The organism is Hydrogenophaga sp., from assembly GCF_018780385.1.
Taxonomy (GTDB): Bacteria; Pseudomonadota; Gammaproteobacteria; order Burkholderiales; family Burkholderiaceae_C; genus Hydrogenophaga.
Window position 1 is genome coordinate 23,594 of sequence record NZ_JADMJO010000033.1, and the last position, 21,345, is coordinate 44,938.

Annotated in this window: 20 protein-coding genes, 1 tRNA gene and 1 riboswitch; of the genes, 8 read left to right on the plus strand and 13 right to left on the minus strand. The window is 64.9% G+C overall.

The genetic code is table 11. The annotated features are described in order from the left end of the window. A complete protein-coding gene (locus IV113_RS12805) occupies positions 1-579 on the minus strand; it encodes a peroxidase-related enzyme (protein ID WP_291085453.1) in 579 nt (192 codons plus the stop codon). Between the two features lie 69 nt (positions 580-648). Here IV113_RS12805 and IV113_RS12810 point away from each other — a divergent pair, with 69 nt between their 5' ends. Together IV113_RS12810 and IV113_RS12815 are read left to right on the plus strand one after the other, a co-directional pair. Next, positions 649-1,041: a carboxymuconolactone decarboxylase family protein gene (locus tag IV113_RS12810; protein ID WP_291085455.1), complete on the plus strand. Its 393-nt coding sequence runs from the start codon at positions 649-651 to the stop codon at positions 1,039-1,041. A gap of 54 nt (positions 1,042-1,095) precedes the next feature. Next, positions 1,096-2,067, plus strand: coding sequence for a Bug family tripartite tricarboxylate transporter substrate binding protein (locus tag IV113_RS12815; protein ID WP_291085458.1), 972 nt, complete (start codon positions 1,096-1,098; stop codon positions 2,065-2,067). Between the two features lie 109 nt (positions 2,068-2,176). Here IV113_RS12815 and IV113_RS12820 read toward each other — a convergent pair whose 3' ends face one another. Next, positions 2,177-2,731 carry a LuxR C-terminal-related transcriptional regulator gene (locus IV113_RS12820; protein ID WP_291085460.1) on the minus strand — a complete coding sequence of 185 codons (555 nt, stop codon included), beginning with the start codon at positions 2,729-2,731 and terminating at the stop codon, positions 2,177-2,179. Positions 2,732-2,820: 89 nt separating this feature from the next. Here IV113_RS12820 and IV113_RS12825 point away from each other — a divergent pair, with 89 nt between their 5' ends. The 4 genes from IV113_RS12825 (at position 2,821) to IV113_RS12840 (ending at position 6,137) form a co-directional block, all read left to right on the plus strand. After that, positions 2,821-3,528: a CoA transferase subunit A gene (locus IV113_RS12825; protein WP_056275559.1), complete on the plus strand. Its 708-nt coding sequence runs from the start codon at positions 2,821-2,823 to the stop codon at positions 3,526-3,528. 1 nt (position 3,529) lies between these two features. Then, a complete protein-coding gene (locus tag IV113_RS12830; RefSeq protein ID WP_291085465.1) occupies positions 3,530-4,168 on the plus strand; it encodes a 3-oxoacid CoA-transferase subunit B in 639 nt (212 codons plus the stop codon). 17 nt (positions 4,169-4,185) lie between these two features. Beyond that, a riboswitch (yybP-ykoY riboswitch) is annotated at positions 4,186-4,361 on the plus strand. 4 nt (positions 4,362-4,365) lie between these two features. After that, the gene (locus IV113_RS12835; RefSeq protein WP_291085468.1) at positions 4,366-4,932 is read left to right on the plus strand and encodes a TMEM165/GDT1 family protein; all 567 of its coding nucleotides are present in this window, start codon (positions 4,366-4,368) and stop codon (positions 4,930-4,932) included. A 227-nt stretch (positions 4,933-5,159) separates the two neighbouring features. Further along, positions 5,160-6,137, plus strand: a complete 978-nt coding sequence (locus tag IV113_RS12840) for a PEP-CTERM sorting domain-containing protein (RefSeq protein ID WP_291085471.1) — start codon at positions 5,160-5,162, stop codon at positions 6,135-6,137. A 124-nt stretch (positions 6,138-6,261) separates the two neighbouring features. Here the strand turns inward: IV113_RS12840 and IV113_RS12845 are convergent. From IV113_RS12845 to gabT, 9 genes are all read right to left on the minus strand, one after another. Then, positions 6,262-6,335, minus strand: a tRNA-Gly gene (locus IV113_RS12845). A gap of 13 nt (positions 6,336-6,348) precedes the next feature. Further along, positions 6,349-7,839, minus strand: a complete 1,491-nt coding sequence (locus tag IV113_RS12850) for an NAD-dependent succinate-semialdehyde dehydrogenase (RefSeq protein ID WP_291085474.1) — start codon at positions 7,837-7,839, stop codon at positions 6,349-6,351. A gap of 40 nt (positions 7,840-7,879) precedes the next feature. Beyond that, a complete protein-coding gene (locus IV113_RS12855; RefSeq protein WP_291085477.1) occupies positions 7,880-8,164 on the minus strand; it encodes a cupin domain-containing protein in 285 nt (94 codons plus the stop codon). A gap of 26 nt (positions 8,165-8,190) precedes the next feature. After that, on the minus strand, positions 8,191-9,150 hold the full coding sequence (speB, locus tag IV113_RS12860; protein WP_291085480.1) for an agmatinase: 960 nt from the start codon (positions 9,148-9,150) through the stop codon (positions 8,191-8,193). A 13-nt stretch (positions 9,151-9,163) separates the two neighbouring features. After that, on the minus strand, positions 9,164-9,982 hold the full coding sequence (locus IV113_RS12865) for an ABC transporter permease (protein WP_291085483.1): 819 nt from the start codon (positions 9,980-9,982) through the stop codon (positions 9,164-9,166). 13 nt (positions 9,983-9,995) lie between these two features. Beyond that, positions 9,996-11,225 (minus strand): ABC transporter permease, encoded by a 1,230-nt coding sequence (locus IV113_RS12870; protein WP_291085486.1) that lies wholly within the window; start codon positions 11,223-11,225, stop codon positions 9,996-9,998. Between the two features lie 2 nt (positions 11,226-11,227). Next, positions 11,228-12,259: an ABC transporter substrate-binding protein gene (locus IV113_RS12875; protein ID WP_291085489.1), complete on the minus strand. Its 1,032-nt coding sequence runs from the start codon at positions 12,257-12,259 to the stop codon at positions 11,228-11,230. Positions 12,260-12,339: 80 nt separating this feature from the next. Beyond that, positions 12,340-13,425 carry an ABC transporter ATP-binding protein gene (locus IV113_RS12880; protein WP_291085707.1) on the minus strand — a complete coding sequence of 362 codons (1,086 nt, stop codon included), beginning with the start codon at positions 13,423-13,425 and terminating at the stop codon, positions 12,340-12,342. A gap of 313 nt (positions 13,426-13,738) precedes the next feature. Further along, positions 13,739-15,037, minus strand: coding sequence for a 4-aminobutyrate--2-oxoglutarate transaminase (gene gabT, locus IV113_RS12885; RefSeq protein WP_291085492.1), 1,299 nt, complete (start codon positions 15,035-15,037; stop codon positions 13,739-13,741). 145 nt (positions 15,038-15,182) lie between these two features. Between gabT and IV113_RS12890 the strand changes: the two genes are divergently transcribed. After that, positions 15,183-16,589 (plus strand): PLP-dependent aminotransferase family protein, encoded by a 1,407-nt coding sequence (locus IV113_RS12890; RefSeq protein ID WP_291085495.1) that lies wholly within the window; start codon positions 15,183-15,185, stop codon positions 16,587-16,589. Positions 16,590-16,722: 133 nt separating this feature from the next. After that, on the plus strand, positions 16,723-19,344 hold the full coding sequence (alaS, locus tag IV113_RS12895) for an alanine--tRNA ligase (protein WP_291085498.1): 2,622 nt from the start codon (positions 16,723-16,725) through the stop codon (positions 19,342-19,344). A gap of 12 nt (positions 19,345-19,356) precedes the next feature. On the opposite strand, the gene IV113_RS12900 is transcribed toward alaS, so the two are convergent. After that, a complete protein-coding gene (locus IV113_RS12900; RefSeq protein WP_291085501.1) occupies positions 19,357-20,562 on the minus strand; it encodes a CoA transferase in 1,206 nt (401 codons plus the stop codon). Further along, entirely contained in the window at positions 20,559-21,338 is a 780-nt protein-coding gene (locus tag IV113_RS12905; RefSeq protein WP_291085504.1) for an enoyl-CoA hydratase/isomerase family protein, read from the minus strand. The genes IV113_RS12900 and IV113_RS12905 overlap by 4 nt, the downstream gene beginning before the upstream one ends. Positions 21,339-21,345 lie beyond the last annotated feature (7 nt).

The following is a 21,345-nucleotide window of genomic DNA, read 5'->3' on the forward strand; positions in this document are numbered from 1 at the left end:
TCAGGCCGCCTTGGTTTTGGGCACGCGACCCATCAGATAGAACTCCGGGTTCGGCTGCATGTTGCTGAAGCTGGCCATGCGGTTGGACAGGCCGAAGAACGCGGTGATGGCCGCGATGTCCCAGATGTCTTCGTCGGAGAAGCCGTGTGCGTGCAGCGGTGCGAAGTCGTCGTCGTTGACCTCGTGTGAGTTCAGGCAGACTTTCATCGCGAAATCGAGCATGGCTTTCTGACGCGGGGAGATGTCGGCCTTGTGGTGGTTCACCGCCACCTGGTCGGCCACCAGCGGCTTTTTCTCGTAGATGCGCAGGATGGCACCGTGGGCCACCACGCAGTAGAGGCAATGGTTGGCAGCGCTGGTGGTGGTCACGATCATCTCGCGGTCGCCCTTGGTCAGCGAGCCTTCTTCCTTGAGCATGAGCGCGTCGTGGTACGCGAAGAACGCGCGCCACTCGGCCGGACGGCGCGCCAGCGCCAGGAACACGTTGGGCACGAAGCCGGCCTTTTCCTGCACCTCCAGCACTTTGGCCTTGATGTCCTCGGGCAGATCGTTGATGTCGGGTGCGGGGTAGCGGTTCATGGAGTCTCCTTCGGGTGGGTTCATCGAATGTAGCGACTATGCTGGCGGTTTTTGCCTTGGAGCCCCGGTATGAACCCACCCGCCACCGACAAAGACTTTGACAAAGGTCTCGCCACCCGCAAGCGCGTGATGGGCGAGGACTTTGTGGCGCACGCTTTCGGCAACGCCACGCCCTTCACCGAGCCCATTCAGCAGTACATCACGCGCAATGCCTGGGGCGATGTCTGGCAGCGTCCGGGGCTCGATCTGAAAACCCGCAGTCTCATCACCGTGGCCATGCTCATTGCGATGGGCAAGCAGCACGAGCTCAAAGGTCATGTGCGTGGCGCGCTCAACAACGGCGTCACACCCGAAGAGCTGCAGGAGGTGCTGCTGCACGCGAGCATCTACTGCGGCGTGCCCACCGCGGTGGAAGCTTTCCGCACGGCGGCCAGCGTGGTCGACGGCGAGAACAAGGCCTGAGGGCCTGAAGGCTGGCGCTACGATCGGGTTTTTCATCCATCACGGAGTTTCGTCATGTCATTTCCCAGCCCATCCCTGGTTCGTCGCGCGCTGCTGGCCGCTGGTGTGATCTGCACCTTCGGCCTGGCGCAGGCGCAGTCCACCACCCGCATCCTGGTGGGTTTTCCTCCGGGCGGCGGCACCGACGCGATTGCGCGCATCCTCGGTGAGCGGCTCAAGGAAGAGCTGGGCCACGCGGTGTTGGTGGACAACAAACCCGGTGCGGGCGGGCAGATTGCGGCGCAAACCCTCAAGGCCTCGGCGGCCGACGGCAACACCCTTTTTCTGAGTCACGACCACAGCATCACCATCCTGCCGATGGTGATGAAAGCACCGGGTTACGAGCCGGCCAAGGACTTCGTGCCGGTGGCCGGCTTCGCCACCTTCGTCAACGCGTTTGCGGTGAGCAGCGGCACGCCCGCCACCAGCTTCAAGGCGTATGTGGACGGTGTGAAGGCCGCCGGCGGCAAAGGCACGGTGGGCATTCCCGCACCGGCCTCAGTGCCGCAGTTTCTGGTGCAGGTGATCGCCAAGCAGAATGGGCTGGACCTGGTGGCCGCGCCTTACCGCGGCAGCGCGCCCATGATGGCCGACATGCTGGGCAACCAGATCCCGGCCGGCGTGGCCTCCATTCCCGACTTCATTGAAAACCACAAGGCCGGCAAGCTGCGCGTGGTCGCCGTCATGGGCTCGCAGCGCCAGGCGGCGATGCCCGAGGTGCCCACGTTTGCCGAGCTGGGTCTCAAGGGTTTTGAGGATGTGCCGTACTACGGTCTGTTTGCCCCGGCCGGCACGCCCAAGGCCACGCTGGACCGCATCGCCCAGGCGGTGCAGAAAGCCGTTGCCCAGCCCGATGTGCGCGAGAAGCTCACCGCCATGGGCCTCAGCGTGGGCTTCATGACTGGTGAACAGCTCGGCGCGCGGGAACAGGCTTACGGCAAGGTGTGGGCGAAGATCATCCAGGACAGCGGCTTCGTGCCGCAGTAGACACACTGGTCGCCAACAGCACAACACCGTTCACCCTGAGTCTGTCGAAGGGCATCCTCGGACGTTGGCGCAGAGGCTTCGACAAGCTCAGCCCGAACGGGGAAGTTGTTCAGCCCGTCAGCAATCGATGCACCAGGTCCGGCGTGCTGTGCGCCCCGTACTTGCGCATGAGCCGCGCCCGATAAATCTCCACCGTGCGGTGGCTGATCGCCAGGGCCTTGCCGATTTCCTTGCTGGTCAGGCCGCTCATGAGGTGGGCCGCCACCTCGCGCTCGCGGGGCGTGAGGTCGGCTTTCACCATGCGGCGTGAGCTCAAGTCTTCAAAGCTCCAGATGCCGGCCGCGTGCGGCGTCTCGCGGTTCAGTGCACGCCCGGTCACATGACACCAGAAGGTTTCGTCCTGCAGCCGACCTCCCACGCGTTTCATGATGCGGTCGTCCGCATAGGTGCCGCCTTTGCCCAGCAAGGGCGCCATGCGTGCGCCGAGGCGTTCGTATTCGTCGGCGCTGGGGTAGAGGATCTGGAAGCTCTGGCCCACGAGCTGCTCGCGCGTGGCGCCGAACATCTCGCACAGGGCCTGGTTGCAGTCGACCATGGTGCGCTGGCGCGACAGCGCGAGACCCACGGGGGCCAAGTCGAAGGCCAGGCGGTAGTCGATGTCCATGCAGATGAGGGTTTTACTTTACGAATTACTACGTATGCTGTTACGTAGTATCGTACCGGCTTCCTTGCTTCAACCCAGGAGACAGCAACGTGAACAAGATCCACCCGAGCGCAGCCGACGCGCTCAAAGACATCGTGGCCGACGGCCAGCTGTTCGCCGTGGGCGGCTTCGGCCTCTGCGGCATTCCCGAGGCCCTCATCGACGCCCTGCGCGACAGCGGCAAGAAGAACCTCACCGTGATCTCGAACAACGCGGGTGTGGACGGCTTCGGCCTGGGCAAGCTGCTGGAAACGCGCCAGATCACCAAGATGATCTCCAGCTATGTGGGCGAGAACAAGGAGTTCGAGCGCCAGTACCTCGCCGGTGAATTGCAACTGGAGTTCACGCCCCAGGGCACGCTGGCAGAGAAGCTGCGTGCCGGCGGCGCGGGCATCCCCGCGTTCTTCACCAAGACCGGCGTGGGCACCATCGTGGCCGAAGGCAAGGAACTGCGTGAGTTCGATGGTGAAACCTACGTGATGGAACGCTCGCTGGTGCCCGACGTCTCTCTGGTGAAAGCTTGGCGCGCCGACACCTCGGGAAACCTGCAGTTCCGCTTCACCGCGCGCAACTTCAACCCCGCCGTGGCCATGGCCGGCAAGATCTGTGTGGTCGAGGTCGAGGAGATCGTGGAGAAGGGCGCCATCGAGCCCGACCATGTCCACCTGCCGGGTATCTACGTGCACCGCCTGGTGCTCAATGCCACGCCCGAGAAGCGCATCGAGAAACGAACCATCACCGAAAAGGCGGGAGTCTGATATGCCCTGGAACCAAGACCAGATGGCTGCGCGCGCAGCCCACGAACTCGAAGACGGTTTTTACGTGAACCTGGGCATCGGCATTCCCACGCTGGTGGCCAACTTTGTGCCCGCCGACAAAGAGGTGTGGCTGCAGAGCGAGAACGGCATGCTGGGCATCGGCCCCTTCCCAACCGAAGACGAGGTGGATGCCGACCTCATCAACGCCGGCAAGCAGACCGTGACCACCATCGCAGGCTCCAGCATCTTCGGCAGCCACGACAGCTTCGCCATGATCCGTGGCGGCAAGATCAACTTGAGCATCCTGGGTGCGATGCAGGTGAGCGCGAAGGGCGATCTCGCCAACTGGATGATCCCCGGCAAGATGGTCAAGGGCATGGGCGGCGCCATGGACCTGGTGGCGGGCGTCAAGCGCGTCATCATCTTGATGGAGCACGTGGCCAGGAAAAAAGACGGCACCGAAGACCTGAAGATTCTCGACCAATGTTCCCTGCCGCTCACCGGCGTGGGCGTGGTCAACCGCATCATCACCGACCTCGGCGTGATGGACGTGACCCCTCAGGGCCTGAAACTGGTGGAGCTCGCCCCCGGCGTGACGCGCGAGTTCATCCAGTCCAAGACCGGGCCCACGCTGATCTGATGGCTATACTCCCGGCTGCACCCGTCATTGGGGAGTAGCCGCTCTGCACCTTGCAGAGGTCTGCGTCAACACACTTGGCCCTCAAGGCCATGGCGCCGACAGCCTCCAGCCTGGCAAGACCTTTGACCACACTGCCTCCGGATGGGCCGGGGATGCCGTGTGGTCTTTTGGTTTCTGCCGGCCCTCGGAGCACTGTCTTGGAAGCTTTCCTCATATCCACCGGCATCGTCGCCCTCGCTGAAATGGGCGACAAGACGCAACTGCTCGCCCTTGTGCTGGCCGCGCGCTTCAAGCGCCCCTGGCCCATCGTCTGGGGCATCCTGGTGGCCACCTTGCTCAACCATGCACTGGCTGGCCTGGCGGGGGCCTGGATCATGGCCGCTGCGGGGCCGAGCGTGATGCGCTGGGTGCTGGGCGTTTCGTTCATCGCCATGGCGCTGTGGATGCTCATCCCCGACAAGCTCGACGACGAGAACGCCCTGCCCAAACGGCGGATGGGCGTGTTTTTCGTCACCGTCTGGGCATTCTTCCTGGCCGAGATGGGCGACAAGACCCAGATCGCCACCGTGGCGCTCGGCGCGCAGTACCAACCTCTGATCGCGGTGGTGTTAGGCACCACCTTCGGCATGATGCTGGCCAACGCGCCGGTGGTGTTCTTTGGCGATGCGATCACGCGCAAGGTGCCCATCGCGCTGGTGCACCGGGTGGCGGCGGGCATTTTTGCGGTGCTGGGGGTGCTGGCGCTGTTCGGCGTGGGGCCTTGATCGCCCGCTGACCTCCAGTCGGTGCTTGAAACGCTCCACGCAGAGCTGTCTCCGATGTTGCTTGTGAGTGTCGGGATTTTTTCCACAGGAAGGACCCTGCAGCACTGCCAAGCGGCGAACCCTTTGAATTTCTTCGGGTTTTTGATTGGGCTCAAAGATTGCTTATTTGAATCAAAGATGTCAGGGGGAGATTTTCTGATGTCAACCATCCTTGTATGAGGCACCCCATGAACAACAAACTCCTTCAAATTCTGCGCACCGCCTCCCTGGTTTCTGCGTTCGTCGCGACGTCGAGCGTTCAAGCGCTGACGCTGCCCACCGTGACGAATTGTGGATATGGTGGCTCCTTGTCAAATCTTCTTTGTTACGAGCCTTCTCCTGGCGTGAAGATCTATGTCGCGAGTTCTCACGACGACTTCATTTCGTATTCCGTGAATGCCCTGCAGCAACTCACCAACAGTTTCGGCTACGCCGGCCTGAGTGACTGGAGCAATCTGCCTTCGTTCGGTTCGGGCCAGATCGTCAAGCTGTTCTCGTTCAACAACTCGAACAATGGGACGTTTCCCGACGCAACCGGGGGGACTGGGGATAACCAGGCGACATCACTCGACGGGGATCAGACCGGCACGAATGACAATCAGTACCTGGGTGAGTGGCCCTACCTTGTAGATGTGACCGTGGCTGATCTTCAGGCGTTTTTGGGGGGCACTCTGTTCACGCCTGTGTTCAGCTTCGACCTCAACAACACGTCCGGTACGGATTTAAGCCTGAATGGCTTGTTGGAAGTCCGGCGCGATGGGCTCACGATCGAGACCCTGGCGTTTGACAACATCGTCAACAGCGAATACGACGCGGCCTCGTTGGTGACTGCACAGGCCGAGGTGGTGGTCGAGTGGTTTGATGCCAGCAACACCAGTGCGGGTTGCGTGGCTGGCTTCTGCTCGATGACCGTGGACAACAATGTGGGAAGCGGCAAGCCCGATTTCTTTGCCTATGCGCCGTCCTTCGACCTGACAGATTACCTGCCATCGGACGTCTTGTACTTCAAGCTGTACATGTTGGGTCTGGACGCTGGCGGTGAGGAGCTGGCCCTGACCAACGCGGTCAACGTTCCTGGCGAAGTGCCAGAACCGGGTGTTCTTGCTTTGATTGGTGTGGCGCTGGCTGGTCTTGGTGCTGCCCGCCGTTTCAGGAAGGTCGCTTGAAGCGTTCCGTCCTTGATCCCGATCCGTCTTGCGAAGCTTGTGATCGACTGATTCAGGGCTGACTCTGAATCTGAACCCCTCCCAGCGTGAGCTGCGAGGGGTTTGTTCTTTTGGCCACTCAATCTGGAGCGGGTGAAGGGAATCGAACCCTCGTATGAAGCTTGGGAAGCTGCCGTTCTGCCATTGAACTACACCCGCAGAGGGCGCAAGTTTACTTGAGGATGTCGCCCACGCAGAGGTACTTGATCTCCACGTAGTCGTCCATGCCGTGGTGCGAGCCTTCCCGGCCCAGGCCCGACTGCTTCACGCCACCAAAAGGCACGTGCTCGGTGGCAAGAATTCCGACATTGATGCCGACCATGCCGTATTCGAGTGCTTCGCCCACGCGGAAGATGCGGCCCACGTCGCGGCTGTAGAAGTAGCTGGCGAGACCAAACTCGGTGTTGTTGGCGGCGGCTATGGCTTCCTGCTCGGTGTTGAACTTGAACACCGGGGCGAACGGGCCGAAAGTTTCTTCTCTGGCGCAGAGCATGTCGGCGGTCGCGTCTGCCACCACGGTGGGCTCGAAGAACTGACCACTGCCGATGTTTGTCAAGCGCTTGCCGCCGGTCATCACGCGCGCGCCCTTGGCCACTGCGTCGTCCACGTGCCGCTGCACCTTCACCAGCGCCGCTTCCTCGATCAGCGGACCCTGGCCCACGCCTTCGTCGAATCCATTGCCGACCTTGGTGGTCTTCACCTTGGCGGCGAACTTCTCCACGAAGCTGTCGTACACGCCGGCCTGCACGTAGATGCGGTTGGAGCACACGCAGGTCTGGCCGGCGTTGCGGTACTTGCTGGCGAAGGCGCCTTCCACCGCGCTGTCGATGTCGGCATCGTCGAACACGATGAAGGGCGCGTTGCCGCCGAGTTCGAGTGACATTTTCTTGACCGTGGGCGCGCACTGCGCCATGAGGATGCGACCGACTTCGGTGGAGCCTGTGAAGCTGATGTGGCGCACCACGTCGCTGGCACACAGCACTTTGCCCACAGCGATGCTGTTGTCGGCGTCGGCGCAGACCATGTTGAGCACTCCGGCCGGGATGCCTGCGCGGATGGCCAGCTCGGCCGCGGCCAGCGCGGTCAGCGGCGTGAGCTCAGCGGGTTTGATGATCACCGGGCAGCCAGCGGCCAGGGCCGGTGCCACCTTGCGCGTGATCATGGCGAGCGGGAAGTTCCACGGCGTGATGGCCGCGCACACGCCGATGGGCTGCTTGAGCACGATCAGGCGGCGGTTGTTGTCGAACTGGGGCAAGGTCTCGCCGTTGACGCGTTTGGCCTCTTCGGCGAACCACTCCACGAAGCTCGCGCCGTAGGCGATCTCGCCCTTGGCTTCGGCAAAGGGTTTGCCTTGCTCGGCGGTGAGGATGCGCCCCAGGTCTTCCTGGTTGGCCATGAGCAGATCGAACCATTTGCGCAGGATGGTGCTGCGCTCTTTGGCCGTCTTGGTCTTCCAGGCAGGCCAGGCGGCGTTGGCCGCGGCTATTGCCGCCTCGGCGTCTTTCGGGCCGAGGTTGGCCACATCGGCCAGCTTGTGGCCGGTGGCGGGGTCCAGCACGTCGAAACGGCTGCTGCCGGCCACCCACTGGCCGTTGATCAGGCCGTCGGTCTTGAGCAGGGTCGGGTCCTTCAGCAGGGCCAGGGGGGAAGTCTTCATGTCCATGGGATGTCTCTTCGTCAGGGGGTGATGCAAAAGGGCGTGTTCAGCGCATTTCAATTTCCACGAACACGACTTCGTGTCCGGTGGGGTTGATGACGTTGTGCTCCACGCCCACGTTTCGGGTGTACGACTGGCCCAGCGTCAGCGGTGCCGTGCGGTTGCCTTCGGGCGTCTCCAGCAGGAGTTCGCCGCCGGTCATCGGCACGACCACATAGTCGTGTGCGTGGCGGTGCCAGCCCGTCTCCGCGCCCGGCGCGAAACGCCACTCGGTGACGATAACGCGTTCGTTGGAAATCTGCACGGTGGGGACGGCCTGGGGGCGGCTCATGGGGTCTTCCTTGTGACAACGGGGATTCAGCGGTAGGCCACGCCGGGCAGCACGCAGAGCATTTCAAACAGCAGGTTGGCGCCCAGCAGGGCGGTGTTGCCGCTGGTGTCGTAGGCGGGAGAGACCTCGACCAGATCGCAGCCCACCAGGTTCAACCCGCGGCAGCCACGCACGATCTCCAGTGCCTGCGGCACGGTCAGGCCGCCGATTTCGGGCGTGCCGGTGCCGCCGGCGTAGGCCGGGTCGATGCCGTCGATGTCGAAGCTGAGATAGGTGGGCGTGTCCGGGCCGATCTTTTCGCGGATCTGCGCCATCAAGGGCGCGAGCGACTGCCACCAGACCTCATGCGCCGGCACCACGGTGAAGCCCTGCTGGCGCGGCCAGTCGAAGTCCTCGGCCGAATAGCCACTGCCGCGCAGGCCGATCTGCCAGACCTTGTCGCCGATGAGCAGGCCTTCTTCCACCGCGCGGCGAAACGGTGTGCCGTGAGCAATGGCCTCGCCGAACATGTCGGGGTTCACATCCGCGTGCGCATCCACATGGACCATGGCCACCGGGCCGTGTTTTGCCTTCAGGGCGCGCAGGATCGGCAGGGCGATGGTGTGGTCGCCGCCGAGTGTGAGCGGGATGCAGCCGATCTCGATGATCGGGCGGTAGTGCTGCTCGATGAGGTCCACCGATTTCAGCAGGTTGTAGGTGTTGATCGCCACGTCGCCCAGGTCGGCCACCTGCAGCGCGTCGAAGGGCGCGGCGCCGGTGGCCATGTTGTACGGGCGGATCAGGCACGACTCGGCGCGGATCTGGCGCGGACCGAAACGCGCGCCGGGCCGGTGGCTGGTGCCGGTGTCGAGTGGCACGCCGATGAAGCCGGCGTGGAGGCCCGCAGCCGATGTGGCCACGGGCAGCCGCATCATGCTGGCCAGGCCACCGAAGCGAGGCATTTCATTGCCGCCCAGCGGCTGGTTGAAATGGGTGGGATGGGACATGGGGTGTTCCGGGCTACTTGCGCCGTCCGCGCAGCCACTCCAGCGTCAGCATCAGCGCGGTCGTGAACAGGATCAGCAGCGTGGCAACAGCGGCGATGGTCGGAGAGATGTTCTCGCGGATGCCGGTGAACATCTGGCGCGGCAGCGTGACCTGCTCGGGGCCGGCGAGGAACAGCGTGACAACGACCTCGTCGAACGAGGTGGCGAACGCGAACAGGGCGCCCGAGATCACGCCCGGTGCGATGACGGGCAGCGTGACGCGGAAGAAGGTTTCCAGCGGGCTCGCACCCAGGCTCAGGCTGGCTTTCACCAGGTTCTGGTTGAAGCTCTGCAACGTGGCCAGCACGGTGGTCACCACGAATGGCGCGCCGAGCGCCGCGTGCACCAAGATCAGGCCGAGGTAGGTGTCGTTCAGGCCCCATCTGGCGAAATACAGGTAGGTGCTGACCCCCACCACCACGATGGGCACCACCATCGGCGCGATCAGCACACCGGTGATGAAGCCCTTGCCGAAGAACCTCGTATGGGCCAGGCCCATGGCCGCCAGCGTGCCGAGCGTCGTCGCCAGCAGCGTGGCCAGCGGCGCGACGATGAAGCTGTTCTTCGCGGCACGCGCCCAGTCGTCGGACGCAAACATCTCGCGGTACCACTTCAGCGACCAGCCTTCGATGGGGTATGCGAGGAACGAGGAGTCGCTGAACGACAGAGGAATGATCACCACCACCGGCAGCAGCAGAAAGGCCAGCACGGCCACGCCGCCCAAGCGCAGGGCAAACCAGCCGAGTTTGTCGAGCAGGGTGTAGTAGGCGGGGAAGTCGGGGAGTTTGAACATGTGCGCTTTCTGATCAACCCAGACTGAGCTCGGCTTTGGAGACCTTGCGATAGATCGCGTAGAGGATCAGCGTGGTGGTCAGCAGCACGCCGCCGAGCGCGCAGGCCATGCCCCAGTTCACTTCCACGTTGGTGTACTGCGCCACGTAGTAGCTCAGCATCTGGTCGCTCGGGCCGCCAAGCAGGGCAGGCGTCACGTAGTAGCCGATGCTGGTGATGAAGACCAGCAGGCCGCCCGCGGCCACGCCGGGGTAGGTCTGCGGCAGGTACACGCGCACGAAACCCGAGAACGGCGTGCTGCCCAGCGAGATGGCGGCGCGCAGGTAGTTCTGTGGCACCGACTTCATGACGCTGTACAGCGGCAGGATGGCAAAAGGCAGCAGGATGTGGACCATCGCGATGATCACGCCCACGCGGTTGAACAGCAGCGGGATGGGCGTGTCGGTGACACCCAGCCACATGAAGAAGCGGTTGACCAGGCCGTTGTTCTGCAGCAGCACGATCCAGGCGGCGATGCGCACCAGCACCGAGGTCCAGAACGGCAGCAGCACCAGGATCAGCATCACGTTGGCCTTGCGCTCGGGGAGCGTCGAGAGCCAGTAGGCCAGCGGATAGGCCAACAGCAGGCAGAAAAAGGTGACGACCGCGCTCATCTGGAAGGTGCGGCCGAGGATGTCGCTGAAGGCAGCTTCGCCTTCGCCCACCTTGACGATGTCGCCTTGCGGTGTGCGTTTGAGGTCGACCGCGGTCAGCAGGTAGTCGAGCGTCCAGCGTGAGCTGTTTTTCGCGATGGCTTGCCAGTAGGGCAGTTCTTCCCAGCGCGCATCAAATTCGATCAGCCTGGCTCTGGCTTCGTCGGGGCCCAGGTTCTCGCCCAGGGGCAGGGCGCGGTAGGTGCCCATGACCAACGAACGGCCGCCGGCCACTTCGCTGTTGAGGCGCCGCGCCAGCACGCCGGCTTGCGCGGTTTCCTGTATGGCCGACAGGTCGGCCAGCAAAGCGGCGTAGGCCGCAGTGGGGGGCGGGCTGTTGCGGTCCCAGTCACCGAGCGCCTGCCCCGTGCGGGGCAGCGCATCGGCCACTTCGGGGTTCTCAACCGCCCGCACCAGCAAAGACGCCAGTGGAACCAGGAAGAACACCAGCAGGAATGCCAGCAGGGGCAGCGTCAACGCGAACGCGCGCGTCTTGCGCCGCCGCTCGGCACGGCTCAACTGGGCGACCAGATCGAGGGTTCCACCGGCCATCATCACTTCGCTGCCCAGGCGGAGAAGCGCTTCTCCAGGGCTTCACCCTGGTCGGCCCAGAAGCCGACGCTGAACTGCAGTGCGTCCTTGCTGTTGGCGGGCGAGGTGGGCAGCATGCCCAGCACCTTGGCGTCGAGCTGGGTCAGGGCCTTGTTGTTGGTCGGGCCGTAGCTGATGTTTTTGGCGTAGTCGGCCTGGGCATCGGGCGAGCTGGCCATGGCGATGAACTTCAGAGCAGCGTCCTTGTTGGGCGTGCCCTTGGGCATGACCCAGTAGTCCAGGTCGTAGATGCCACCGGTCCAGGTGATCTTGAGGTTCTTGCCTTCGCGCTGGGCGGCGTCGATGCGGCCGTTGTAGGCGGTGGTCATGGCCACGTCACCGGCCACCAGGAACTGGGGCGGCTGCGCGCCGGCTTCCCACCACTGGATGTTGGGCTTGAGCTCGGTCAGCTTCTGGAACGCGCGCTCGGCACCTTCCTTGGTGGCCAGCACCTTGTAGACGTCGGCGGTCTTGACACCGTCGGCCATCAGGGCGAATTCGAGGTTGTAGCGGGCGCCCTTGCGCATGCCGCGCTTGCCGGGGAATTTCTTCACGTCCCAGAAATCTGCCCAGGTGGTGGGCGCGGTCTTGAGCTTGTCGCCATCAAAGGCCATCACGGTGGACCACACGAAGGTACCGACACCGCACTCGTGCACGGCGGCCTTCTGGAAGTCGGCCTTGTTGCCGATCTTGGCCCAGTCCATCTTCTCGAACAGGCCTTCGTCACAGCCACGGCTCAGGTCCGGGCTTTCGACTTCGACCACGTCCCAGGTCACCTTCTTGGCTTCGACCATGGCCTTGATCTTGGCTTGTTCGCCGTTGTATTCCACCGCGGTGATCTTGCCGCCGCCGGCTTTTTCATAGGCCTCGAAGTAGGCCTTTTTCTGGGCGGCACCGTTGGCGCCACCGAAGTTGACGACGGTGAGCTGGCTCTGGGCCATCACCGGCAGGGCGATCATCATGGCCGCGGCCAGAAAAACGGGTTTCAGTTTCATCGGATTGAACTCCAGGGGTTGAGGAACGGGGAAGGGGAAATCGGTAGCGCACCGGAGCGCGTGTCTCGCGGCGCAGGGGGTCATCTGTATATCCGCAGGTGTTCGGGCGGGATGTGCAGACCGATGGTCTGACCCGCCGCCATGTGGCCGAGGTGTTGCAGGGGCACCTTGACGCTGATCTCGGGCTGACCGCTGACCTGGCAGCGCAGGCGCAGGTGGTCGCCGAAATAGATCACGTCGCCGATGGCCGCGCCCAAGCGGTTGTGGGTGGGGCCAACGCCGTTGACCACGGCGATGCGTTCCGGTCGCACGCTGCACTGCACGGCCTCGCCGGCTTGCGCCTGGTTGACGTTGACGCCGGTCAGGCGCGTGCCGTCGGCGAGCGCCACCTCGCAGTGTTCGCCCGTGTTCTGCACCACCTGGGCGTCAAGCACCGAGTTGTCGCCCACGAAGCTGGCGACAAAACGGTTGGATGGGGTTTCGTAGAGCCGGTCGACCTGGTCGATCTGCTGGATCACGCCTTCGTTGAACACCGCCACGCGGTCGGACATGGTGAGCGCTTCCGACTGGTCGTGCGTCACGTAGACAAAGGTCACGCCCAAGCGGCGGTGCAACGCCTTGAGCTCCAGCTGCATGTGCTCGCGCAACTGCTTGTCGAGTGCGCCGAGCGGCTCGTCCATCAGCACCAGTTGCGGGTCGAACACCAGCGCGCGGGCCAGCGCCACGCGCTGCTGCTGGCCGCCCGAGAGCTGACCCGGGAAGCGACTGCCCATGTGACCCATCTGCACCATGTCGAGGGCGCGCTTCACCTTGGCTTCGACGTCGGCCTTGCCCAGCTTGCGCACCGTGAGCGGGTAGGCAATGTTGTCGGCCACGGTCATGTGCGGGAACAGGGCGTAGTTCTGGAACACCATGCCGAAGTTGCGCTTGTGCGGCGGCGTGCGCGTGATGGGCACGCCGTTCAGGCTGATCTCGCCCGAGGTCGGCGACTCGAAGCCCGCCAGCATCATCAGCGTGGTGGTCTTGCCCGAGCCCGATGGGCCCAGCAGCGAGAGGAACTCACCCTTCCGGATCTCCAGGTTCAGGTCCCGGACCACCAGGATGTGGCCATCGTAGGTTTTCTGCACACCGGTGAAGGTGACGAGTGCGTTGCTGGTGGTGGTCATGGGCGCGATCGGGTCTGAGGTGTGGACTGAAGGAGGTTCAGGACTGGTCATGCAACCATCGTGCCGGGTGGGCGCCGAGGGCAGGGGCGGCAGATCGGCGACCGGGCGTTGCCCGTCCAGCACCATCGGGTTGGCGATCATGGGTGGCACTGTGGCACTTTCGGGTTGTGTCCGCAAACAGCACGTTCTCGATCAGCACGTCTGCGAGTGGGCGGTGAGGGGTGGGGGTTCATGCGATCCGGCGCCGGGCCGCCCCAAGCCGGATCAGCCCCCTCCGGGGGCAGCGACCCGCGCAGCGGCGGAGCGTGGGGGCTCATGCAGCCAGAGCGGCTTCCAGCGCGGCGGCAATGATCGCCAGGCCTTCATCGAGCAGGGCGTCGCTGGCGGTCAGCGGCACCAGGATGCGCACCACGTTGCCGTAGGTGCCGCAGGTCAGGATGATCAGCCCGCGTCTTGTGGCTTCGGCAGCGAGGGCTTTCGTCAGGTCGGCATCGGGCTGGTGCACGTCACCGTTTTTGCACAGCTCCATGGCGACCATGGCGCCCAGGCCGCGCACGTCGGCGATGCATGAGTGTTTCTTTGCCAGCGTCTGCAGGCTGGCGGTGATGCGCTGGCCGACGTCGCGGCTGCGCTGAAGCAGGTCGTGTTTTTCGAACTCGTCCATCACGGCCAGGGCGGCGGCGCAGGCCACGGGGCTGCCCGCGTAGGTGCCGCCCAGGCCACCGGCGGCGGGTGCGTCCATCACCTCGGCGCGTCCGACCACGGCCGAGATGGGGAAGCCGCCAGCCATGGACTTGGCCAGGGTGATCAGGTCGGGTGCGATGCCGCTCTGTTCGCAGGCGAACCAGGTGCCGGTGCGCCCGGCGCCGGTCTGCACCTCGTCGCAGATCAGCAGGATGCCGTGCTGGTCGCACAGCGCACGCAGGCGCTGCATCAGCTCGGGTGGCGCGACGTTGAAGCCGCCTTCACCTTGCACCGGCTCGATGATGATGGCCGCCACGCGGCGCGCTTCGATGTCGTTCTTGAAGATCTGCTCGACCGAGTCGATCGCGTCTTGAACGCTCACGCCGTGCAGCGCGTTCGGGAAGCGGGCGTGGAAGATTTCGCCGGGGAAGGGGCCGAAGCCGGTCTTGTAGGGCGCGACCTTGCCGGTCAGGCCCAGGGTCAGCAGGGTGCGGCCGTGGTAGCCGCCGGTGAATGCGATCACGCCCGAACGGCCGGTGTGGGCGCGCGCGATCTTGATGGCGTTTTCCACCGCTTCGGCGCCGGTGGTCAGGAACAGGGTTTTCTTGGCGAAGCCGCCCGGGGCCTTGGCGTTCAGGCGCTCGGCCAGTTCCACGTAGGGTTCATAGGCCAGCACCTGGAAGCAGGTGTGGGTGTACTGGTCGAGTTGGGCCTTCACGGCCTCGATCACGGCCGGGTTGCGGTGGCCGGTGTTGAGCACGGCGATGCCGCCGGCGAAGTCAATGTAGCGGCGACCTTCCACGTCCCAGATCTCGGCGTTTTCGCCCTTGGCAATGAAGATCTGGTGACTGTGGCCCACGCCGCGCGGGATGGCGGCCTGGCGGCGGGCCATGAGCATGGCGTTGGTGGCTTGGGATTCGCGTTGCATGCAGTGGGCTCCGATCAAGAAGAGATTTCAGACTGGGGCGGACTGTAGGGCGCTTGGGCCACGGCTAACATATACAGACAGTGCCTGCACAGCGATGCACTGTGCAGCCCCACAGACCTGTACAGCATTACCCTGATAGCCGCCCATGTTTACCTTGAACCCCAAAAGCACCAGCCCGCTTGTGGTGCAGATCGTCGAGGGGTTTCGCGACCTGATCCAGAGCGGCAACCTGCGCCCGGGCTCCAAGGCACCCTCCATCCGCCAGTTCGCCCACGCCCACGGCGTCAGCGTCTACACCGTGGTCGATGCCTACGACCGCCTGGTCGCACTGGGCTATTTCGTATCGCGCCCGCACTCGGGGTTTTTCGTGCGCAAACGCGAAGGTGTGGCACCGCAGGCCCCCGGTACCGTGCCTGCCGAAACGGCGAACTACAACTTCGACTCCATGTGGTACCTGCGCCGGGTGTTCGAAGCCCGCGCGTTGCGCATGAAACCAGGCTGCGGCTGGTTGCCGGGCAGTTGGCTGTTTGAAGAAGGCCTGCGCCGCAGCTTGCGCACCTTGGCAGGCGAGAACGTGGACCTGGGCGGTTACGGCGAACCCAAGGGCTTTGCGCCGTTGCGTCAACTGGTGCGCGACCTGCTGGCCGAACAGGAAATCGCCGTCAGCGCCGACCAGGTGCTGCTCACGCAAGGCTCCAGCCAGGCCATGGACCTGGTGGCGCGCCGTCTGGTGCGCCCGGGCGACGCGGTGCTGGTGGACGACCCCGGTTACCCCAACCTGCTGTTTTCACTGCGCTTCCTGGGCGCCAGGCTGATCGGTGTGCCACGCACGCCGGCCGGCTACGACCTGGCCGCGCTCGAAGCCCTGGTGCTGGAACACCAGCCCAAAGTGTTCTTCACCCAGCCGCGGCTGCAAAGCCCCACCGGCTCGGTGGCCAATCTGGCGCACCTGCACCGCGTGGTGCAGTTGGCCGAGCAGCACCATTTCACCGTGGTGGAAAACGACATCTACGCCGATCTCGATCCCGAGCCCCGGCCTTCGCTGGCCAGCCTGGACCAGTTGCAGCGCGTGGTCTACATCAGCAGCTTTTCCAAGACCATCTCGCCCAACATCCGCGTCGGCTTTCTGGCCGCGCCGCCCGATCTGCTGGAAGACTTTGCGCAGCTCAAGATGATTTCGGGCCTGACGTCTTCGGAATTCAGCGAGCGTCTGGCCTATGGCGCGCTGGTGGACGGGCGCTGGCGCAAACACCTGCGCAGCCTGCGCGAGCGCCTGGCGCAGGCCCACCAACGCGTGGCCCAGCAGTTGGAGAACGTGGGTTTCGAGCTTTTCTGCGAGCCCAAGGCCGGCATGTTCTTGTGGGCGCGCCATCCCTACATTCAGAACGCCACCGAGCTGGCCTACAAGGCGGCGGAGCAGGACATCCTGCTCGGGCCGGGCCACCTGTTCGCGCCCGACCTGCAGCCCAGCCCCTGGTTCCGTTTCAACGTGGCCTTCACCGAAGAACCGCAGGTTCTGGCCTTCCTGAAAAGCCAGCGGCAGGCCGCCTGAAGCCCGGTTTTGCGGGCCCGATGCGGCCCACCGGGCACCCGGGCCACCAGTTTGCGAAAATACGGGGTTTCGCGCGCCCGCGCACCACCGACGCCGACACCCGCTCCCCTCGACCGAAAACCACAAGGCCACCATGACCCGCCCCGCCTCCGTTGCCGACATCCGCAAGAGCTTCCTGGACTTCTTCGCCTCCAAGGGCCACACCGTGGTCGCGTCCAGCTCGCTGGTCCCGGGCAACGACCCCACGCTCATGTTCACCAACTCGGGCATGGTGCAGTTCAAGGACGTGTTCCTCGGCACCGACAAACGCCCCTATGTGCGCGCGGCCTCGGTGCAGGCCTGCCTGCGCGCCGGCGGCAAACACAACGACCTGGAAAACGTGGGCTACACCGCGCGCCACCACACCTTCTTCGAGATGCTGGGCAACTGGTCGTTCGGCGATTACTTCAAGCGCGAGAGCCTGAAGTGGGCCTGGGAACTGCTGACCGAGGTTTACAAGCTGCCGCCCGAGCGCCTGCTGGCCACGGTGTACGAAGAGGACGACGAGGCCTACGACATCTGGACCAAAGAGATCGGCCTGCCGCCCGAGCGCGTGATTCGTATCGGCGACAACAAGGGCGGGCGCTACAAGAGCGACAACTTCTGGATGATGGCCGACACCGGCCCCTGCGGCCCCTGCTCGGAAATCTTCTACGACCACGGTGACCACATCGCCGGCGGCCCTCCCGGCAGCCCCGATGAAGACGGCGACCGCTTCATCGAGATCTGGAACAACGTGTTCATGCAGTTCAACATGGACGAGACCGGCGCCGTCACGCCGCTGCCCGCGCCCTGCGTGGACACCGGCATGGGCCTGGAGCGCCTGGCTGCGATCCTGCAGCACGTGCACAGCAACTACGAGATCGACATCTTCGACGCGCTGATCAAGGCCGCGGGTCGCGAGACCGGCACCGCTGACCTCACCACCCCCTCGCTCAAGGTGATCGCCGACCACATCCGCGCCACCTCGTTCCTCATCAGCGACGGCGTGATCCCGAGCAACGAAGGCCGAGGCTACGTGCAGCGCCGCATCGTGCGCCGCGCCATCCGCCATGGCTACAAGCTGGGCCAGAAGACCCCGTTCTTCCACAAGATGGTCCCCGACCTGGTGCGCATGATGGGCGAGGCCTACCCCAACCTGGCCAACCAGGCGCAGCGCATCACCGACGTGTTGCGGGTGGAAGAAGAGCGCTTCTACGAGACGCTGGCCAACGGCATGGAGATTCTCGACACGGCACTGGCCGACGGCGCGAAAGTGCTGCCCGGTGACGTGGCCTTCAAGCTGCACGACACCTACGGCTTTCCGCTCGACCTCTCGGCCGACGTGTGCCGCGAGCGCGGCCTCTCGGTCGATGAAGCCGGTTTCCACGCCGCCATGGACAAGCAGAAGGCCCAGGCCCGCGCGGCGGGCAAGTTCAAGATGGACAAGGCGCTCGACTACACCGGCGCAGGCAACACCTTCGTGGGCTACGAAGAGCTCGATGCCACCGGCAAGATTGTGGCGCTGTACCTCGACGGCACGTCGGTCGCCACGCTCAAGGCCGGCCAGATCGGTGTGGTCGTGCTGGACAGCACGCCGTTCTATGCCGAGAGCGGCGGCCAGGTGGGTGACGAGGGTGTGATCACCAGCGGCTCGGCACGCTTCGACGTGGCCGACACGCAGAAGATCAAGGCCGACGTGTTCGGCCACCACGGCGTGGTGGTGCAGGGCACGATCAGCGTGGGCGACAGCGTGGCGGCCCAAGTGAACACGGCGGTGCGCGCCGCCACCGTGCGCAACCACAGCGCCACCCACCTGATGCACAAGGCCTTGCGCGAGGTGCTGGGCGACCACGTGCAGCAGAAGGGCTCGCTGGTGAATGCCGAGCGCACGCGCTTCGACTTTGCGCACAACGCGCCCGTGACCGACGCGCAGATCCGGAAAATCGAAGCGCTGGTGAACGAAGAAGTGCTGGCCAACGCCGCCACGCAGGCGCGCCTGATGGACATCGAGTCGGCGCAGAAGACTGGCGCCATGATGCTGTTTGGCGAGAAGTACGGCGAGACCGTGCGCGTGCTCGACATCGGCGGCAGCCGCGAACTCTGCGGTGGCACGCACGTGCAACGCACCGGCGACATCGGTCTCTTCAAGGTGGTGGGCGAGGGCGGTGTGGCCGCCGGTGTGCGCCGCATTGAGGCCATCACCGGCGCCAACGCGCTGAGCTACCTGCAGTCGCTCGAAGACACCGTGGCGCAGGCGGCGGGCGCACTCAAGGCGCCCACGGCCGAGCTCACCCACCGCATCGGCCAGACGCTGGAACAGGTGAAGGCGCTGGAGAAGGAAGTGGCCGCGCTCAAGGGCAAGCTGGCCTCCAGCCAGGGCGATGATTTGATGTCGCAGGCGGTGGATGTGAAGGGCATCAAGGTGTTGGCCGCTGTGCTCAACGGCGCCGACGCCAAGACCCTGCGTGACACGCTCGACAAGCTGAAAGACAAGCTCAAGACCGCCGCCATCGTGCTCGCTGCCGTGGACGGCAACAAGGTGCAGCTGGCCGCTGGTGTCACCGCCGACAGCGTGGGCAAGGTGAAGGCCGGTGAACTGGTGAACTTCGTCGCCCAGCAGGTCGGCGGCAAGGGCGGCGGCAAGGCCGACATGGCCATGGCCGGCGGCACCGATGCGTCGGGTCTGGACGCCGCGCTGAAGTCGGTGCAGGCCTGGGTGTCCGAGCGGGCCTGAGCCCGCGGTCTCTCAGGGTTCCGCGATCACGCCCTCGGCCACGAGGGCGTCGATCTCCGCCTCCGGCAGATCGAACTCGCGCAGCACCTCGCGTGTGTGCTGGCCCAGCAGCGGCGCGGGTGTGCTGCTGCGGTCAGGTGAGGCCGAGAAGTGGATCGGGCAGCCAATGGCCCGTGTCGCACCGGCTTGCGGGTGCTCCACCTCCACCACCATGCCGCGCGCGATCGTCTGCGGATGACTCAGCGCTTCTCCGATGGTGTGCACCGGTCCGGCCGGCACACCCGCCGCGTCAAATGCGGCCTGCCACTCGGCGCGGGTGCGCGTGCGCAGCACCGCGTTCATGAGGCCCACCAGCACGGAGAGGTTGGCCATGCGGTCGCTGTTGGCGGCAAAGCGCGCGTCGCTTCGCCACTCGGGGTGGCCCAGCACGTCGCAGATGCGTTCCCAGTTGGTCTGGTTGGCGCCGCCGATGTTGATCCAGCCGTCGCTGGCTTCAAACGCCTGGTAGGGCGCGGTGAGGATGTGCGCTGAACCAGTGGGCTCGGGCGAGCGCTGCGTGGCCAACCACACCGCCGCGTGCCAGTAGGTCTGTTGCAGCGCCGCGTCGCTGAGCGACGTGTCCACCACCTGGCCTTCACCGGTTTTGAGTTTGTGGATGTAGGCGGCGAGGATGCCGAGTGCGCCCAGGATGCCGGCGTTCATGTCCGACACCGCGTTGCCACTTTTGGCCGGCGGGCGGCCCGCCTCGCCGGTGATGGACATCAGCCCTGCGAAGCCCTGCGCGATGAGGTCGAAGCCGCCCTTCTCGGCATAGGGTCCGGTGCGCCCGTAACCGGTGATGGCGCAGTAGATGAGGCCCGGGTTTTCGGCTTTCAGGTCCTCGTAGCCCAGGCCCAGTTTGTCCAGGGTTCCGCCGCGGAAGTTCTCCACCAGCACGTCGGCGTTCTTCACCATGCGCAGCAGCAAGTCACGCCCTTTGGGGCTCTTGAGATTCAACGCGAGACCGCGCTTGTTGCGGTTCATCATCATGAAGGGCGCCGACACGCCGCCCACCTGTGGGTCGCGGTAGCCGCGCGCGTCGTCGCCGCCGGGGATTTTTTCGATCTTGATCACGTCGGCGCCCATGTCGGCCAGCAGCAGGCCGCAGGTGGGGCCCGACATGATCTGGGTGACTTCGAGCACGCGCAGGCCCGCGAGCGGGCCGGTGGGTTTGTTCACTGGCCGCTCCAGACGGGGGGTCGTTTGGCCACGAAAGCAGCCACGCCCTCGTGAAAATCGTCGCTGCCGTATGCAGTGCGGATCAGGTCTTCGGATTCCGCCAGATCGTGTGTGGTCAGGCGCTCCAGCGTGGTCTTGCTCACGCGCTGCGTCACCGGGGCGAGCGACGCGAGGCGTTGCACCAGCGACGCGGAAGCTGTGTCGATGGCCTCGGGCGTTTCGATGGCATGCAGGAAGCCACAGGCCAATGCCTCCTCGGCGTCGATGAACTCGGCCAGCACCAGCATGCGTTTGACGCGCTGGTGCCCGAAGGCCGCGCGCAGCCGCGCCACGTTGGCAATCGCCAGGCAGTTGCCCAGCGTCTTGGCAATCGGCACACCAAATTTCGCGCCGGGCGTGGCCAGGCGGAAGTCGCACGCGGTGGCGATTGCCAGCCCGCCGCCCACGCACCAGCCCTCGACCACGGCCACCGTGGGCATGGGCAACTGGCACATCAGTTCGATACCGGCCTCGATCTGGCGCTCGTAGGCCACGCCGTCCTCGCCGGTCTTGAAGGCAGCGAACTGCTCGATGTCGGTACCGGCCACGAAGGCCTGTCCGCCAACGCCGCGAAACACCGCCACCCGCACGCTGCGGTCCGTGCTCAGCTGGCGGTTGATGGCCGCGAGTTGTTCGTACATGGCCCAGGTCATCGCGTTGCGCGCCTGGGGTCGGTCAAACAGCACCGAGGCCACACCGGCCTCGATCTGCAGGCGCACTTGGCCTTGGTCGGTCATGAGGCAG

Bases quoted from the DNA above. Each gene is read 5' to 3' on its own strand.
- IV113_RS12805 (WP_291085453.1), bottom strand. From the start codon at position 579: ATGAACCGCTACCCCGCACCCGACATCAACGATCTGCCCGAGGACATC.
- IV113_RS12820 (WP_291085460.1), bottom strand. From the start codon at position 2,731: ATGGACATCGACTACCGCCTGGCCTTCGACTTGGCCCCCGTGGGTCTC.
- IV113_RS12870 (WP_291085486.1), bottom strand. From the start codon at position 11,225: ATGGCCGGTGGAACCCTCGATCTGGTCGCCCAGTTGAGCCGTGCCGAG.
- speB (WP_291085480.1), bottom strand. From the start codon at position 9,150: ATGTCCCATCCCACCCATTTCAACCAGCCGCTGGGCGGCAATGAAATG.
- IV113_RS12815 (WP_291085458.1), top strand. From the start codon at position 1,096: ATGTCATTTCCCAGCCCATCCCTGGTTCGTCGCGCGCTGCTGGCCGCT.
- IV113_RS12865 (WP_291085483.1), bottom strand. From the start codon at position 9,982: ATGTTCAAACTCCCCGACTTCCCCGCCTACTACACCCTGCTCGACAAA.
- IV113_RS12905 (WP_291085504.1), bottom strand. From the start codon at position 21,338: ATGACCGACCAAGGCCAAGTGCGCCTGCAGATCGAGGCCGGTGTGGCC.
- IV113_RS12810 (WP_291085455.1), top strand. From the start codon at position 649: ATGAACCCACCCGCCACCGACAAAGACTTTGACAAAGGTCTCGCCACC.
- IV113_RS12890 (WP_291085495.1), top strand. From the start codon at position 15,183: ATGTTTACCTTGAACCCCAAAAGCACCAGCCCGCTTGTGGTGCAGATC.
- IV113_RS12830 (WP_291085465.1), top strand. From the start codon at position 3,530: ATGCCCTGGAACCAAGACCAGATGGCTGCGCGCGCAGCCCACGAACTC.
- IV113_RS12880 (WP_291085707.1), bottom strand. From the start codon at position 13,425: ATGACCACCACCAGCAACGCACTCGTCACCTTCACCGGTGTGCAGAAA.
- IV113_RS12875 (WP_291085489.1), bottom strand. From the start codon at position 12,259: ATGAAACTGAAACCCGTTTTTCTGGCCGCGGCCATGATGATCGCCCTG.
- IV113_RS12840 (WP_291085471.1), top strand. From the start codon at position 5,160: ATGAACAACAAACTCCTTCAAATTCTGCGCACCGCCTCCCTGGTTTCT.
- alaS (WP_291085498.1), top strand. From the start codon at position 16,723: ATGACCCGCCCCGCCTCCGTTGCCGACATCCGCAAGAGCTTCCTGGAC.
- IV113_RS12850 (WP_291085474.1), bottom strand. From the start codon at position 7,839: ATGGACATGAAGACTTCCCCCCTGGCCCTGCTGAAGGACCCGACCCTG.
- gabT (WP_291085492.1), bottom strand. From the start codon at position 15,037: ATGCAACGCGAATCCCAAGCCACCAACGCCATGCTCATGGCCCGCCGC.
- IV113_RS12855 (WP_291085477.1), bottom strand. From the start codon at position 8,164: ATGAGCCGCCCCCAGGCCGTCCCCACCGTGCAGATTTCCAACGAACGC.